13 protein-coding genes are annotated in these 13,659 nt (G+C 73.3%); 6 read left to right on the top strand and 7 right to left on the bottom strand.

Annotation, left to right across the window (positions count from 1 at the left end; translation table 11 throughout):
* Positions 1 to 266 precede the first annotated feature (266 nt).
* Complete coding sequence (locus tag ABZ719_RS17335; protein WP_366726023.1) at positions 267 to 851, top strand: suppressor of fused domain protein; 585 nt, start codon at positions 267 to 269, stop codon at positions 849 to 851.
* Between the two features lie 31 nt (positions 852 to 882).
* Here the strand turns inward: ABZ719_RS17335 and ABZ719_RS17330 are convergent, their stop codons facing one another.
* On the bottom strand, positions 883 to 2,112 hold the full coding sequence (locus tag ABZ719_RS17330; protein WP_366726022.1) for an MFS transporter: 1,230 nt from the start codon (positions 2,110 to 2,112) through the stop codon (positions 883 to 885).
* Positions 2,113 to 2,311: 199 nt separating this feature from the next.
* Here ABZ719_RS17330 and ABZ719_RS17325 point away from each other — a divergent pair, with 199 nt between their 5' ends.
* From ABZ719_RS17325 to ABZ719_RS17315, 3 genes are all read left to right on the top strand, one after another.
* Complete coding sequence (locus ABZ719_RS17325; RefSeq protein ID WP_366726021.1) at positions 2,312 to 2,953, top strand: DUF6758 family protein; 642 nt, start codon at positions 2,312 to 2,314, stop codon at positions 2,951 to 2,953.
* Between the two features lie 322 nt (positions 2,954 to 3,275).
* On the top strand, positions 3,276 to 4,160 hold the full coding sequence (locus ABZ719_RS17320) for a PHP domain-containing protein (RefSeq protein WP_366726020.1): 885 nt from the start codon (positions 3,276 to 3,278) through the stop codon (positions 4,158 to 4,160).
* Positions 4,161 to 4,267: 107 nt separating this feature from the next.
* On the top strand, positions 4,268 to 4,873 hold the full coding sequence (locus ABZ719_RS17315) for a MarC family protein (protein WP_366726019.1): 606 nt from the start codon (positions 4,268 to 4,270) through the stop codon (positions 4,871 to 4,873).
* Between the two features lie 113 nt (positions 4,874 to 4,986).
* Here ABZ719_RS17315 and ABZ719_RS17310 read toward each other — a convergent pair whose 3' ends face one another.
* Positions 4,987 to 5,163, bottom strand: a complete 177-nt coding sequence (locus tag ABZ719_RS17310) for a hypothetical protein (RefSeq protein WP_366726085.1) — start codon at positions 5,161 to 5,163, stop codon at positions 4,987 to 4,989.
* Between the two features lie 205 nt (positions 5,164 to 5,368).
* Between ABZ719_RS17310 and ABZ719_RS17305 the strand changes: the two genes are divergently transcribed.
* Positions 5,369 to 6,277, top strand: coding sequence for an NYN domain-containing protein (locus ABZ719_RS17305; RefSeq protein ID WP_366726080.1), 909 nt, complete (start codon positions 5,369 to 5,371; stop codon positions 6,275 to 6,277).
* A gap of 194 nt (positions 6,278 to 6,471) precedes the next feature.
* Here ABZ719_RS17305 and ABZ719_RS17300 read toward each other — a convergent pair whose 3' ends face one another.
* Positions 6,472 to 7,401, bottom strand: a complete 930-nt coding sequence (locus ABZ719_RS17300) for an alpha/beta hydrolase (RefSeq protein WP_366726018.1) — start codon at positions 7,399 to 7,401, stop codon at positions 6,472 to 6,474.
* 170 nt (positions 7,402 to 7,571) lie between these two features.
* The gene (locus tag ABZ719_RS17295; RefSeq protein ID WP_366726017.1) at positions 7,572 to 10,142 is read right to left on the bottom strand and encodes a DEAD/DEAH box helicase; all 2,571 of its coding nucleotides are present in this window, start codon (positions 10,140 to 10,142) and stop codon (positions 7,572 to 7,574) included.
* A 528-nt stretch (positions 10,143 to 10,670) separates the two neighbouring features.
* On the opposite strand from ABZ719_RS17295, the gene ABZ719_RS17290 reads away from it, so the two are divergent.
* Positions 10,671 to 11,417 carry a ferritin-like fold-containing protein gene (locus ABZ719_RS17290; RefSeq protein WP_037852246.1) on the top strand — a complete coding sequence of 249 codons (747 nt, stop codon included), beginning with the start codon at positions 10,671 to 10,673 and terminating at the stop codon, positions 11,415 to 11,417.
* 338 nt (positions 11,418 to 11,755) lie between these two features.
* Here ABZ719_RS17290 and ABZ719_RS17285 read toward each other — a convergent pair whose 3' ends face one another.
* From ABZ719_RS17285 to ABZ719_RS17275, 3 genes are all read right to left on the bottom strand, one after another.
* Entirely contained in the window at positions 11,756 to 12,025 is a 270-nt protein-coding gene (locus tag ABZ719_RS17285) for a hypothetical protein (RefSeq protein ID WP_037852075.1), read from the bottom strand.
* 391 nt (positions 12,026 to 12,416) lie between these two features.
* The gene (locus ABZ719_RS17280; protein WP_037852073.1) at positions 12,417 to 12,644 is read right to left on the bottom strand and encodes a DUF3107 domain-containing protein; all 228 of its coding nucleotides are present in this window, start codon (positions 12,642 to 12,644) and stop codon (positions 12,417 to 12,419) included.
* A gap of 206 nt (positions 12,645 to 12,850) precedes the next feature.
* Positions 12,851 to 13,495, bottom strand: coding sequence for a TetR/AcrR family transcriptional regulator (locus tag ABZ719_RS17275; protein ID WP_366726016.1), 645 nt, complete (start codon positions 13,493 to 13,495; stop codon positions 12,851 to 12,853).
* Positions 13,496 to 13,659 lie beyond the last annotated feature (164 nt).

Raw genomic sequence — 13,659 nt, 5'->3', positions numbered from 1 at the left:
CGGGGGCACGAAGGCGAGAGGTGGCGGGTCAGCCGGAGCCGGAACAGCTACATCAGCGGCGGGAAGAGCGGGTGCTACTGCACGGTCGACTTCGATCCATGACAGCCCCACCTCCTCCGGCCGGTCCCTCGTAAGGGAGTCCCATCGGTGTCCGGAGCCTGATGGCGACGCTCTGCGTGCTGCCCCGAACCACGGGCAAGAGTATCAGCCGGCCGACGTGTCAAGGCGCCGCTTTGCCGGGTACTGACGAGTTCTATGCTCGCGGCATGGCAGATGTTCTTCCTCTGGTCGAGGCCCGGTTGCGCTCCGCGCTGGGCGAGCCGGACGCGCGCGCGGCGGTCACCTTCCTCGGCACGGACCGTATCGAGGTGCTGCGCTTCCTGGAGGGTGACATCGTCCGGTACGCCACCCTCGGCATGTCCGCCCACCCCATGGCGGATCCCACGGCGATGCTCGCCGACCCGGTCAAGGGACCGCGCGCCGAACTGGTGCTGAGTGTGCGCGCCGGGCTCGCCGACACCGACAAGGTGCTCCGCCCGCTCGCCGTGCTCGGCGCGTCCCCGCAGGTCGAGGGCGTGGTCGTGGCTCCCGGCGCCTCCCTCGACGTGGGGGACGCGCTGTGGCCGGGTGCGCCCTTCACCTCGGTCCTGGTGGCCGAGCCGGGCGGCCTGGTGGAGGACCTGGAACTGGATGCGCCGCTGGATCCCGTACGGTTCCTGCCGCTGCTGCCGATGACGCCGAACGAGGCCGCCTGGAAGCGGGTGCACGGCGCGCAGGCCCTCCAGGAGCGCTGGCTGAACAGCGGGACGGACCTGCGGGACCCTGCCCGCCGGTCCGCCCCGCTGGAGTGAGCGAACTCACCCAAGAGTCGGGTGGAGTGCGTCAGTTGGCGAAAACCGTGACCCCGTCCTCGGTCGCGTGGCGCGGTTCCAGCTCCTCCGCCTCGTGGGCGAGGGCCCGGCGCCGCACCAGGACCACCAGCGCGCCCACCACGGCGGTGGCGCCGGCGACCACGAACGGGACGTGGATGTCGGTCCACTCCTCGATCTTCGGCGCCAGGTACGGAGCCGCCGCCGCGGCGAACCAGCGGACGAAGTTGTAGCCCGCGCTCGCCACCGGGCGCGGCGCGTTGGAGACGCCGAGCGCCAGCTCGGTGTAGACGGTGTTGTTCACGCCGATGAACGCGCCGGACAGGATGGTGCAGACGATCGCCGTGGTGTGGCTGCCGTAGCCGAGGACGATCACGTCGGCGGCGAGCAGCACCAGGGAGCCGCCGAGCACCTTCAGCGACCCGAACCGCGCCTGCATGCGCGGGGCCACCAGCACCGAGAAGACCGCGAGCAGCAGGCCCCAGGCGAAGAACACCGCGCCCGACTTGTACGGGGTCATGTTCAGCACGAACGGCGTGAAGGCCAGCACGGTGAAGAACGTGTAGTTGTAGAAGAACGCCGAGACCGCCGCCGAGGCGAGACCGCCGTGGCCGAGCGCCTTGAGCGGGTCGAGCAGCGAGGTCTTGCGGGCCGGCTTGGGCTGCTCCTTGAGGAACGCCGTGATGCACAGGAAGCCGACGGCCATCAGGCACGCGGTGCCGAAGAACGGGTAGCGCCAGCTGGCGTTGCCCAGCAGGGCGCCCACCAGCGGGCCGCACGCCATGCCGAGGCCGAGCGCGGACTCGTAGAGCAGGATGGCCGCCGCGCTGCCGCCGGCCGCCGCGCCGACGATGACCGCGAGCGCGGTGGAGACGAAGAGGGCGTTGCCCAGGCCCCAGCCGGCCCGGAAGCCGACCAGCTGGCCGACCGAGCCGGAGGTGCCGGCGAGAGCGGCGAAGACCACGACGAAGGCGAGGCCGAGCAGCAGGGTCTTGCGGCCGCCGATGCGGCTGGAGACGAAGCCGGTCACCAGCATCGCCACGGCGGTGATCAGGAAGTAGGAGGTGAACAGCAGGGAGACCTGGCTGGCGGTGGCGTCCAGGCCCTTGGCGATGGAGGGCAGGATCGGGTCGACCAGACCGATGCCCATGAAGGCGACGACGGACGCGCCGGCCGTCGCCCAGACTGCCTTCGGCTGCCGCAGGATGCTGCCGGCACCCGCGTCGAAGGGGTCCGTGGCCATGAGTGCTCCAATCCGGACTGGAGGGAGGGGAAGGGTGGGGGATGAGGTGGTGGGGCGGCGAAATGGTTGGTGTATGCACATAGTAAATTAGCCGAGCTAATTAATGCAACATGCATCTAGTTGGTTCCGGCGGGACGGTCCCCTCCGGACGGGTGATCGTCCTTGACGCGGCGCGGTCCGGGTAGGAGCGTGGGGCCCTATGAGGGGCGAACCCAGTTGCCCGAAGTGCGGTGGCCGGGTCAGGGCTCCCGGACTCTTCAGCGACACCTGGCAGTGCGCTGTCCACGGGACGGTGTATCCGGTGCAGCCCGTGACCCCGCCCAGCGTCGAGGGGCTCGGCGTCGTCGTGCACCGCACCCAGGTGCCCGTGTGGATGCCGTGGCCGCTCCCCGTCGGCTGGCTCTTCACGGGCGTGGCCGGCGCGGGTGACGACCGCAGCGGCGGCCGCGCGAGCGCCGTGGCCTGCTCGGGCCCCGGCCCGCTCGGCGGCATGGGGGAGCTGATCCTGGTCGCCGAGGAACTCGGCGTCGGACTCGGCGCCCGCTACGCCGGCATCGAGGGCCCCGACCCCGGCCCCTGCCTGAACGTCGAGAAGCCGCCGGACGTGAAGGTGCTGGCCGCGGGCCGCCCGACCCCGCTGTGGCACGTCTCCGGTGTCCCGGTCGACCGCGCCGTCTTCGCGGGCGAGGCCCGCGGGCTGTGGCTGTGGGCGGTCGTCTGGCCCGAGCAGTCGGGCCTGCTGATGTACGACGAACTGGTCCTGGCCGACCTGCGGGACGCGGGCGCCGAGATCGACCTGGTGCCGTGCGGGGCCCTGTCGCCGCGACTGCTCCAGCCGTAGGCGGACGGTGCGCCGCGGCTGCCGCGGCCGTGAGCGTCCGCGGTGTGCGGCTGCCGCGGCGCCGTGGGCGGACCGCGCGCCGGAGCGCTGCGGCCGGAGGCGGCCCGAGCCGTGGGCGGACCCCCGTGGCCGCTCCAGCCGTGCGCGGACCGCGCTGCTCCGTACCCGCTTTCGGCCGCAGGCGGGCGGCCCTCCGCGGCTGCCGCCGCCCCCAAGGCCGGTCCTGTAGGGGGTGGAACGGGTCGGCGGGTGTGACAGGGCATCCCTTGTCTCCCGTTATCCTTGAGTGTCCCTTTCCGTCCCGTCGCCTGGAGTCCGTGTCGTGCGTATCGACCTGCACACCCACTCCACCGCCTCCGACGGCACGGACACCCCGGCCGAGCTGGTGCGGGGCGCCGCCGCGGCCGGACTGGACGTCGTCGCGCTGACCGACCACGACACCACGCGCGGGCACGCGGAGGCCGTCGCGGCGCTCCCCGAGGGGCTCACCCTGGTCACCGGCGCCGAGCTGTCGTGCCGTCTCGACGGCGTCAGCATGCACCTGCTGGCCTACCTCTTCGACCCCGAGGAGCCCGCCCTGCTCGCCGAGCGGGAGCTGGTCCGCGACGACCGGGTGCCCCGCGCCAAGGGCATGGTCGCCAAGCTGAACGCGCTGGGCGTCCCGGTCACCTGGGACCAGGTCGCGCGGATCGCCGGCGACGGCTCGGTCGGGCGGCCGCACGTCGCCTCCGCGCTCGTGGAGCTGGGCGTCGTGCCGACCGTGAGCGACGCCTTCACCGGCCAGTGGCTGGCCGACGGCGGCCGGGCCTGGGTCGCCAAGCACGAGACGGACCCGTTCGAGGCGATCCGCCTGGTCAAGGGCGCCGGCGGGGTCTGCGTCTTCGCCCACCCGGCCGCGGCCAAGCGCGGCCGCACGGTCCCGGAGTCCGCCATCGCCGAGCTGGCCGCCGCCGGTCTCGACGGCATCGAGGCCGACCACATGGACCACGACCCGGACACCCGGGCCCGGCTGCGCGGCCTGGCGAAGGAACTGGGCCTGCTGGTCACCGGCTCCAGCGACTACCACGGCAGCCGCAAGACCGTCTCCCTGGGCGAGTTCACCACCGACCCCGACGTGTACGGGGAGATCACGCGGCGGGCGACCGGCGCGTTCCCGGTGCCGGGCGCCGGCGGAAGCCGCACGGACGCGGGCGCGGGCGCGGCCTGACAGGCCCCTGCCCCCTCTGACCTCTCTTTGGCCCTCCGGGCGCTCCCGCACCCACCCCTGCCTTTTTCCTCCCCCCTCTCCGCACGTACGCAAGGCCTGTTCAGACGATGTTCGACGCTGCCGTCTTCGGCTCCCTGTTCCTCACCCTTTTCGTCATCATGGATCCCCCGGGGATCACCCCGATCTTCCTCGCGCTGACCGCCGGACGCCCCGCCAAGATCCAGAAGCGGATGGCCTTCCAGGCCGTCTGCGTGGCCGGCGGTGTCATCGCCGTGTTCGGTGTGCTCGGCCACCAGATCCTCGACTACCTGCACGTCTCCGTCCCCGCGCTGATGATCGCGGGCGGGCTGCTCCTGCTGCTGATCGCGCTGGACCTGCTCACCGGCAAGACCGACGAGCCCAAGGCGACCAAGGACGTCAACGTCGCCCTGGTCCCGCTGGGCATGCCGCTGCTGGCGGGCCCCGGCGCGATCGTGTCCGTCATCCTCGCCGTGCAGAAGGCCGACGGCGTCGGCAGCCAGATCTCGGTGTGGTCGGCGATCCTCGCCATCCACGTCGTGCTGTGGCTGGTCATGCGCTACTCGCTGCTGATCATCCGGGTGATCAAGGACGGCGGCGTGGTCCTGGTGACGCGGCTGGCGGGCATGATGCTCTCCGCGATCGCCGTCCAGCAGATCATCAACGGCATCACCCAGGTCGTCCGGGGCGCCTGACCGCCCGGCCCGCCCTGCTGCCGCGGCGGGCCGCACCGACGGACGGAGCCCCCGCCGCGGCATCGCTCACGCGTGCCGTGCGGGGGCTCCGAAGTGTGAAAACCGGCCCGGTGCTACGAAGCCGGGGTGTCGGCCGGGCGGATCCAGAGGCGCTGACCGATGGCCGCGGCCTGCTGAACGATCCGATTGACGGAGGCGGCGTCCACGACGGTGCTGTCCACGGTGGAGCCGTCGACCTCGTCGAGTCGCATGATCTCGAAGCGCACGGGCTTCTCCCTTCGTCTGGTCATCCTCCTGCGGAGAATTACTGTGAGATGGATGGTGCACGTGGCTACGGCGCCCCGTGCTCCGTATGTAGTCAACGAGTTCCCCGTGACGAACATTCCCTACGCTAAAGAAAATTTTCGACCGTCTAATTACTGACGCGTCAGGGACTGCGAACGACCGACCGGGACCGGTTGTGTTCGCAGCGTGACCACCAGGACAATGGACCCGATGAACGAGGCCATGAACGAGGACCGCGCGGCGCTCGCCGCCCGCATCGACCGCACGAACGAGCTGCTGGAACGCATGCTCGCCGAGGTGGCCAAGACACCCTCGACGCACGCGATCTTCGTCGACGCCGGGTATCTCTACGCCGCCGCGGGCCGCCTCGTGGCCGGCACCGAGGACCGCCGCGCCTTCGACCTGGACGCGGAGGGCCTCATCGACGCGCTGATCGACCGCGCCCGCACGGTCTTCGCCGACAGCCGGCTGCTGCGCGTGTACTGGTACGACGGCGCCCGGCGCCGCATCCACACCGCCGAGCAGCAGTCCATCGCCGAGCTGCCCGACGTCAAGGTCCGTCTGGGCAACCTCAACGCCAACAACCAGCAGAAGGGCGTCGACTCCCTCATCCGCTCGGACCTGGAGTCCCTGGCCCGGCACCGCGCCATCAGCGACGCCGCCCTGCTCGGCGGCGACGAGGACCTGGTGTCCGCCGTGGAGGCCGCCCAGGGCTACGGCGCGCGGGTCCACCTGTGGGGCATCGAGGCCCCCGAGGGCCGCAACCAGGCCGAGCCGCTGCTGTGGGAGGTCGACAGCCAGCGCACCCTCGACCTCGACTTCTTCAAGCCCTACGTCTCCCGGCGCACGGCGGTGACGTACGACCCCGCCGGCACCGCCCGGCCGAGCCGCGAGGACGTCCGCTTCGTCGGCGCGCAGATCGCCGCGAAGTGGCTCGGGGCCCGCGGCCGGGACAGCCTCGCCGAACTCCTCCCCGGCCACCCCTACCTGCCCGGCTCGGTGGACCAGGACCTGCTGGTCGAGGCCGAGGGCCTGCTCCAGTACTCGCTGCGCGGCCAGGCCGACCTGCGGCGCGCCCTGCGGGACGGCTTCTGGGACCACCTCCAGGCGCAGTACTGACGCCGGTCACAGCACCAGGGCGTGTCTCGGAAGTCCCGCCTGCCCCGCGGCGTCCGGCACGCACGCTCGCCGCGTTGTCGGGATCATCCATGTACACCCGGTACGAGGGCGGTCCTCCGCCCTGCGATCGCACGCACCGGCGGACGCCGCGCGGCCCGCCCTCCGGACGGGCGGCGCTGCTTTCGGAACACGCCCTACCGGCCCGTGCTGTCCCAGAAGTCGGCGAGCGCGCGGGCGGTGGCGAGCGGCCGGTCGCAGTTGGGGGAGTGCTCGGCGCCCTCGACGACCGTGCGCCGGGCCCCCAGCCGTACGGCCATGTCGTCCAGGAGCGGCACCGGCCAGGCGTCGTCCCGGGCGCCCGAGAGCACGTGGAACGGCAGCGCGACGGCGGCGAGAGCGGCGACCCGGTCCGGTTCCGTGCACAGCAGGCGGCCGGTGGCGAGGAGCTGCGCGGGCTTGGTGCCCAGCCAGCGACGGCGCAGGTCCTCCCGGTCGTCGGCGGCCGGGTCGAGGGCCGCCGCGAGGGAGCCGCGGCCCTCCCCGGGCGCCGCCGTGAGAGGCCCGTCCCCTTCGCCGGGCACCACCGCGGGACCCTCCATCGACCGGATGACCTCCCACACCTCGGCCATCGACATCACCGCGAGCGCGTCGTGCAGCAGCTTCACGCGCTGCTGCTGCGCGAGGGAGACCTGTGCCGGTCCGGACGACATGAGGGTGAGCGAGACGAACGGGGAGGGGTCGAGCAGCACGGCCGCGCGGGCGATCTGGCCGCCGAGGGAGTGCCCGACCAGGTGCAGCGGCGTACCGAGCGCGGCGGCCTGGGCGAGGACGTCCCGGGCGAGCTGCTCCTGCGCGTAGGCGGACTCGTCGTCCTCGGGCCCGTCCGACTCGAACTGCCCGCGCCCGTCCACGGCCACGGTCCGGTACCCGCGCGCGGCCAGCGGCGCGTGCAGCGGGTTGAAGTCCTCCTTGCTGCCGGTGAAGCCGGGCAGCAGCAGCGCCGTGCCCCTGGGCTCGGCACCGGCCGCCGCGGGCGCGTCGACGACGGCGAACTCACCGCGCGCGGTCCGCAGTCGGTAGCCGCGGGCACCGGGCGGCGGGACGAAAGTCGCAGGCCTGCTCATGCGGTGAGGTTATCGGGCGCGGGACGAGGCGGCCGGTCCGCCTCGTGCGGGGGCGTCCGGCCAGGCCCCCGTGCGGACCGGACCGGACGCCGGGAACGGCGACGGCCCGGCCCACACGAGGTGGACCGGGCCGTCGTCGAACCAGGGGCGGCTGCCGCACGCCCGTCGGCTCACGCCTCCGCGGACTCCACGGCCGCGGCCGTCTTGCGGGCCCGGCGGCGCGGAGCGGCCTCCGGCTCGCCCGTCGCCTGCGCCGGGATCTCCGCCCCGGCGGCGTCGGCGCTCCCGGCGGCCTTACGGGCACGGCGGCGCGGCTTGGCCTCCGCCTCGCCGGCCTCGGCGGTTTCCGGTGCCTGTGCGGTGGCCTTCTTGCGGGTGGTGCGCTTGGGCTTGGCCTCGGCCTCGGGGGCTTCCGCCGTGTCGGTGGCGGTCGCCTTGGGGGCGGCGGTCTTGCGGGTGCGCTTGGGCTTGGCTTCCGTGAGGGTGCCTTCGGCGGTGTCCGCGCCGGCCTCGGCGGTTTCCGGTGCGTGTGCGGTGGCCTTCTTGCGGGTGGCGCGCTTGGGCTTGGCCTCGGCCTCGGGGGCTTCCGCCGTGTCGGTGGCGGTCGCCTCGGGGGCGGCGGTCTTGCGGGTGCGCTTGGGCTTGGCCTCGGCGGGTGCCGCTTCGGCGGTGTCGGTCACCGTCTCGGCGGTCACCTCGGCGGTGGCGGCCTTCTTGCGCGGGGCGCGCTTGGGCTTGGCTTCCGTGAGGGTGCCTTCGGCGGTGTCCGCGCCGGCCTCGGCGGTTTCCGGTGCGTGTGCGGTGGCCTTCTTGCGGGTGGCGCGCTTGGGCTTGGCCTCGGCCTCGGGGGCTTCCGCCGTGTCGGTGGCGGTCGCCTCGGGGGCGGCGGTCTTGCGGGTGCGCTTGGGCTTGGCCTCGGCGGGTGCCGCTTCGGCGGTGTCGGTCACCGTCTCGGCGGTCACCTCGGCGGTGGCCGCCTTGCGGGTGCGGCGGCGGGGAGCCGGGGCGGCCGCCTCGGCACCGGCCTCGGGCACGGCCGTGACCGCCTCGGCGGGCGCGGACTCGGACGCGGTCACCGCCGTCGTCGCCGTGGGCTGCGCGGCCTTGCGGGTGCGGCGGCGGCGCGGCTTCTCCACGGCCTCGACCGCTTCCACGGCCGCAGCGGCCTGCGGAGTGTCCAGGGCGGGCGCCTCCGTCACCGGAGCCTCGGCGGGCTGCGTCGTGGCCGCGGACGAGGAGGTCACCGGCTCGGTGGCCGTCACCGCCGCGGGCGCCGCCTGCTGGGCGTGCGCACCGGCACGCGTGCGCCGTCGGCGGCGCGGGGTGCGGGGGCCGGCGGTCTCCTCCGCGGACGCGGGCTCGGCCGGGGCGGCCACGGCGGACGTACCGGCGACGGGCGCGGCCGGGTCGACCGGCGCGCCATTGCGCGTGCGGCGCCGGCGGCGCGGGGTGCGCTCCGGACGCTCGCGGTCACGCTCGGGCTCGCGGTCGGCGGACCGTCCCTCGGGGCGACCGCCCCGGCCGCCGCGCCCGCGGGCACCGCGACCACCGGTCTCGCCGAGGTCCTCCAGCTCCTCCGCGGCCAGTCCGGCGCGGGTGCGCTCCGAGCGCGGCAGGGTGCCCTTCGTGCCCTCGGGGATGCCGAGGTCGGAGAACAGGTGCGGGGAGCTCGAGTACGTCTCCACCGGGTCGTTGAAGTCCAGCTCCAGCGCCTTGTTGATCAGCTGCCAGCGCGGGATGTCGTCCCAGTCGACGAGCGTGATCGCCGTACCCTTGGCGCCCGCGCGGCCGGTACGGCCGACCCGGTGCAGGTACGTCTTCTCGTCCTCGGGGGACTGGTAGTTGATGACGTGGGTGACGCCCTCGACGTCGATGCCGCGCGCGGCGACGTCGGTGCAGACGAGGACGTCGACCTTGCCGTTGCGGAAGGCGCGCAGCGCCTGTTCGCGGGCGCCCTGGCCCAGGTCGCCGTGGACCGCGCCGGAGGCGAAACCGCGGCGCTGGAGCTGCTCGGCGATGTCGGCGGCCGTGCGCTTGGTCCGGCAGAAGATCATCGCCAGCCCGCGGCCCTCGGACTGCAGTATGCGGGCGACCATCTCCGGCTTGTCCATGTTGTGCGCGCGGTAGACGAACTGCTTGATGTTCGCGACCGTCACGCCCTCGTCGTCCGGCGCGGTGGCGCGGATGTGCGTGGGCCGGGACATGTAGCGGCGGGCCAGACCGATGACCGCGCCGGGCATGGTCGCCGAGAACAGCATGGTCTGCCGCTTGGCCGGCAGCATGCCGATGATCTTCTCGACGTCGGGCAGGAAGCCCAGGTCGAGCATCTCGTCGGCCTCGTCCAGGACGAGCGCCCTGACGTGCTTGAGGTCGAGCTTCTTCTGGCCGGCCAGGTCCAGCAGGCGGCCCGGGGTGCCGACGACCACGTCGACGCCCTTCTTCAGGGCCTCGACCTGGGGCTCGTAGGCCCGGCCGCCGTAGATCGCGAGGACCCGCACGTTGCGCACCTTGCCGGCGGTCAGCAGGTCGTTGGTGACCTGGACGCACAGCTCGCGCGTGGGGACGACGACGAGGGCCTGCGGGGCGTCGGTGAGGGCTTCGGGGGTGGCGCGTCCGGCCTCGACGTCGGCGGGGACGGTGACGCGCTCGAGGAGCGGGAGGCCGAAGCCCAGCGTCTTGCCGGTGCCGGTCTTGGCCTGGCCGATGACGTCCGTGCCCGACAGGGCCACGGGGAGCGTCATCTCCTGGATGGGGAAGGGGTTGATGATGCCGACGGCCTCCAGGGCCTCGGCGGTCTCGGGAAGGATTCCGAGCTCTCGGAACGTCGTAGTCAGGGTGCTGCCTCTTCTGTGTGTGCGGTGCGAGGCGAGCGCGGGGGTCGTGTCGGACCGTGCCGGGGACGTCGGCGGCCGTACGGGCGAACCGCTCGGGCCGGCCGTGGTGGCACGGGACCTCTGCCGACGCTCTGCGGACCTGTCCACGGGGCAGGTCCAGCGCTCGTACCGCTGAGGGTGTCCCTCCGATCGTCGTACGCACAGTGCCGTACGGTCAGGGAGGGCTGTCGGGTCGGAGCCGATCGGGCCACCGACCGGGCATCCTCATGCGTGCGGCCTGTCGGATGACGCCGGGAGACCCGGCGTGCCCAGCAGGCGCATTACCACCATACCCCGGAATCGCGCACACGCGATGGCCGATTTGGTCACGTAGTCGTCGTCACACTGATCGGCAAGGTCTCTCCGGGGCCCCGCGAGCGGGCTATTGTGCGCTTCATGACCAGCTCTGACAAGCCTGACCAGGCCTCCGACGCACCCGCCGAACGCACCGGGATCGCCGCCCAGGACTGGGCGACGGCCGCCGCCGACCCGCAGTACCGCGCCGCCGTCGTGGACCTGCTCGGCGCGCTCGCGTACGGGGAGCTAGCGGCGTTCGAACGGCTCGCGGAGGACGCCAAGCTGGCGCCCACCCTCGCGGACAAGGCAGAACTGGCGAAGATGGCCTCGGCCGAGTTCCACCACTTCGAGCGGCTGCGCGACCGGCTCACGGAGATCGGTGCGGAGCCCACCGCGGCGATGGACCCCTTCGTCGCCGCGCTCGACGGCTTCCACCGGCAGACGGCGCCCTCGGACTGGCTGGAAGGGCTCGTCAAGGCGTACGTGGGCGACTCGATCGCCAGTGACTTCTACCGGGAGGTCGCGGCGCGGCTGGACTCCGACACCCGCGAGCTGGTGCTGGCCGTCCTCGACGACACCGGGCACGCCGGTTTCGCCGTCGAGAAGGTGCGCGCGGCGATCGACGCGGACCCGCGCGTGGGCGGCAGGCTCGCGCTGTGGGCGCGGCGGCTGATGGGCGAGGCCCTGTCGCAGTCGCAGCGGGTCGTCGCCGACCGCGACGCGCTGTCCACGATGCTCGTCGGCGGTGTGGCGGACGGCTTCGACCTCGCCGAGGTCGGCCGGATGTTCACCCGCATCACCGAGGCGCACACCAAGCGGATGGCCGCGCTGGGTCTGGCCGCGTAGCCCATCCGGCCCGGGGCGGACGGGCGGCGGTTCGGGGGGCCTCGGCCGCCGGGCCGCCTCTTCGCAGGACCCGCAGGCTCGCGGATACGAGGGCGCCGGTCACGCGGCGGGGAGCGTTCTACGCGGTGAGAGCCGCCGCTTTGCTCGGCCAGGGGCGGGCGACGGGGCGGCCGTACTGCGTCGGGGGCCGGCTTGCGCGAACGCGGCCGGGGCCGGCCCACGGCGTCGGGGACCGGCTTACGGCGTCAGGGACCCGCTTACGCGGCGGCCCGAACCGCCGTACGGCGTCAGGGACCCGCTCGCGCGGCCGGAACCGCCGTACGGCCTCGGGGACCGGCTCATGCCGTCAGGGATCGTCGGCGCAGGCGGCCGGCCGGGCGCAGCAGCAGGGAGAGGGAGGCGGCCGAGACGACCGCGGCGCCGGCCAGGCTCGACACCACGGGGGCGGAGCCCAGCGCGCTGTGCGTGACGAAGTCTCCGAGGAGGGCGCCCCCGGCGCCCGTCGACAGCACCAGGAGGCGGGACGGCAGCCGGTGCGACAGACGGCGCAGGGCGGCCCAGCCGAGCAGCAGGCCGAGCGCGGCGGAGCCGAAGGCCTCCAAGAACATCACGGGTCCCTCCCACACGGTCGGCCGGTGCTGGCGGTCGTAGCCCCGTCATACCCCTGACCTGCGGAAGGCAACCCTCCCCTGTGGGCTGTTCGTGCGCGGCCTGTGAAGCCCCGCTCGGCGGCCCGGGAAGCCCCCGCGCGGCGCGTGCGGCGACGCGGGGACGGCCGGCGGACGCACGTGGGGCCCGGCGGTCGCCGACCGCCGGGCCCCACCTGTCATCCGTGCTTAGAGCTGCGAACAAAAGGGGCGCCCGGCTCGACGTCCGGCACGCACGCTCGCGGCGTTGCCGAAAGGCCCTGACAGCTCCGCTACAAGGACCTTCCGGCGCCTTGCGATCGCACGCACCGGACGCCGCGAGCTGATCGGACTCCCCTTTTGTTCGCAGCTCTTACAGGGCCCCGAAGCCCACCTTGCGCGGGGCCGGCTCGCCCAGCTCGACGTACGCGAGACGCTCGGCCGGGACCAGCACCTTGCGACCGTGCTCGTCCACGAGGGTCAGCAGCTGCGACTTGCCGGCCAGAGCCTCGGCCACCGCCCGCTCGACCTCCTCGGGGCTCTGACCGCTCTCCAGAACGATCTCGCGGGGCGCGTGCTGCACGCCGATCTTGACCTCCACGGCTATGTCCCTCCGACGGTCAGTGAAGTGCGCGGCCTTCCGCGCCGTACCCAGCACACATTAGCCCGGTGAGGGGAAGGACATGCTCCGCCGGAGAACGCCAGGAGCGAACAGCGGGCGGGAACAAACGACCGGCTCGGCGCTCCCGCGCGCTGCTCGGCGGTGCCGGCCGGCGATGCCCGCCCGGGCGCCGCCGGCCGCGGTGCTCAGTGGTGCTGTTCGATGCCGTGCAGCGGGAAGCCCGCGATGCCGCGCCAGGCCAGGGAGGTCAGCAGCTGGACCGCCTGGTCGCGCGGGACGCTGCGGTCGCTGTGCAGCCAGGAGCGGGCCACCACCTGCGCGAGGCCGCCCAGCCCGGAGGCGAGCAGCATCGACTCCGCGCGGGAGAGGCCGGTGTCCTCGGCGATGACGTCGCAGATCGCCTCGGCGCACTCGGTGGTGACCTTGTCGACGCGCTCGCGTACCGCGGGCTCGTTCGTCAGGTCCGACTCGAAGACCAGCCGGAAGGCGCCGCCGTCGTCCTCGACGTAGGCGAAGTAGGCGTCCATCGTCGCCCGCACACGCTGTTTGTTGTCGGTCGTCCACGCCAGCGCGCCGCGCACGGACTGGATCAGCGCCTCGCAGTGCTGGTCCAGCAGCGCCAGGTAGAGGTCGAGCTTGCCCGGGAAGTGCTGGTACAGCACCGGCTTGCTGACGCCCGCACGCTCGGCGATGTCGTCCATGGCGGCGGCGTGGTAGCCCTGTGCCACGAAGACTTCCTGGGCGGCGCCCAGCAGCTGGTTCCGCCGGGCACGGCGCGGCAGGCGCGTGCCTCGCGGGCGCGCCGCCTCTGTCTGCTCGATGGCTGTCACGCCGCCTCCCAAAGTCGTCCCTGTGCGGTGTGCGCCGCGCCGCCATCGTACTTTTCGGTAACCGTACTGTGCGCGGTGCGAGCGCAGAATTTCACGGACCGGACGGTGAAGAAACCGGCACAGAGGGTTTCCAACGGGTCGAGTCCGGGCATAGGAGGGCGCCG

Origin of the sequence: Streptomyces sp. NPDC006743 (genome assembly GCF_040703815.1) — a bacterium.
Taxonomy (GTDB): Bacteria; Actinomycetota; Actinomycetes; order Streptomycetales; family Streptomycetaceae; genus Streptomyces.
Note: the sequence above shows the minus strand (reverse complement) of the source record. Positions and strands in the feature narration are given on the sequence as shown.

Bases quoted from the DNA above. Each gene is read 5' to 3' on its own strand.
- ABZ719_RS17325 (WP_366726021.1), top strand. From the start codon at position 2,312: ATGAGGGGCGAACCCAGTTGCCCGAAGTGCGGTGGCCGGGTCAGGGCT.
- ABZ719_RS17315 (WP_366726019.1), top strand. From the start codon at position 4,268: ATGTTCGACGCTGCCGTCTTCGGCTCCCTGTTCCTCACCCTTTTCGTC.
- ABZ719_RS17290 (WP_037852246.1), top strand. From the start codon at position 10,671: ATGACCAGCTCTGACAAGCCTGACCAGGCCTCCGACGCACCCGCCGAA.
- ABZ719_RS17300 (WP_366726018.1), bottom strand. From the start codon at position 7,401: ATGAGCAGGCCTGCGACTTTCGTCCCGCCGCCCGGTGCCCGCGGCTAC.
- ABZ719_RS17295 (WP_366726017.1), bottom strand. From the start codon at position 10,142: ATGACGCTCCCCGTGGCCCTGTCGGGCACGGACGTCATCGGCCAGGCC.
- ABZ719_RS17285 (WP_037852075.1), bottom strand. From the start codon at position 12,025: ATGTTCTTGGAGGCCTTCGGCTCCGCCGCGCTCGGCCTGCTGCTCGGC.
- ABZ719_RS17305 (WP_366726080.1), top strand. From the start codon at position 5,369: ATGAACGAGGCCATGAACGAGGACCGCGCGGCGCTCGCCGCCCGCATC.
- ABZ719_RS17330 (WP_366726022.1), bottom strand. From the start codon at position 2,112: ATGGCCACGGACCCCTTCGACGCGGGTGCCGGCAGCATCCTGCGGCAG.
- ABZ719_RS17310 (WP_366726085.1), bottom strand. From the start codon at position 5,163: ATGACCAGACGAAGGGAGAAGCCCGTGCGCTTCGAGATCATGCGACTC.
- ABZ719_RS17335 (WP_366726023.1), top strand. From the start codon at position 267: ATGGCAGATGTTCTTCCTCTGGTCGAGGCCCGGTTGCGCTCCGCGCTG.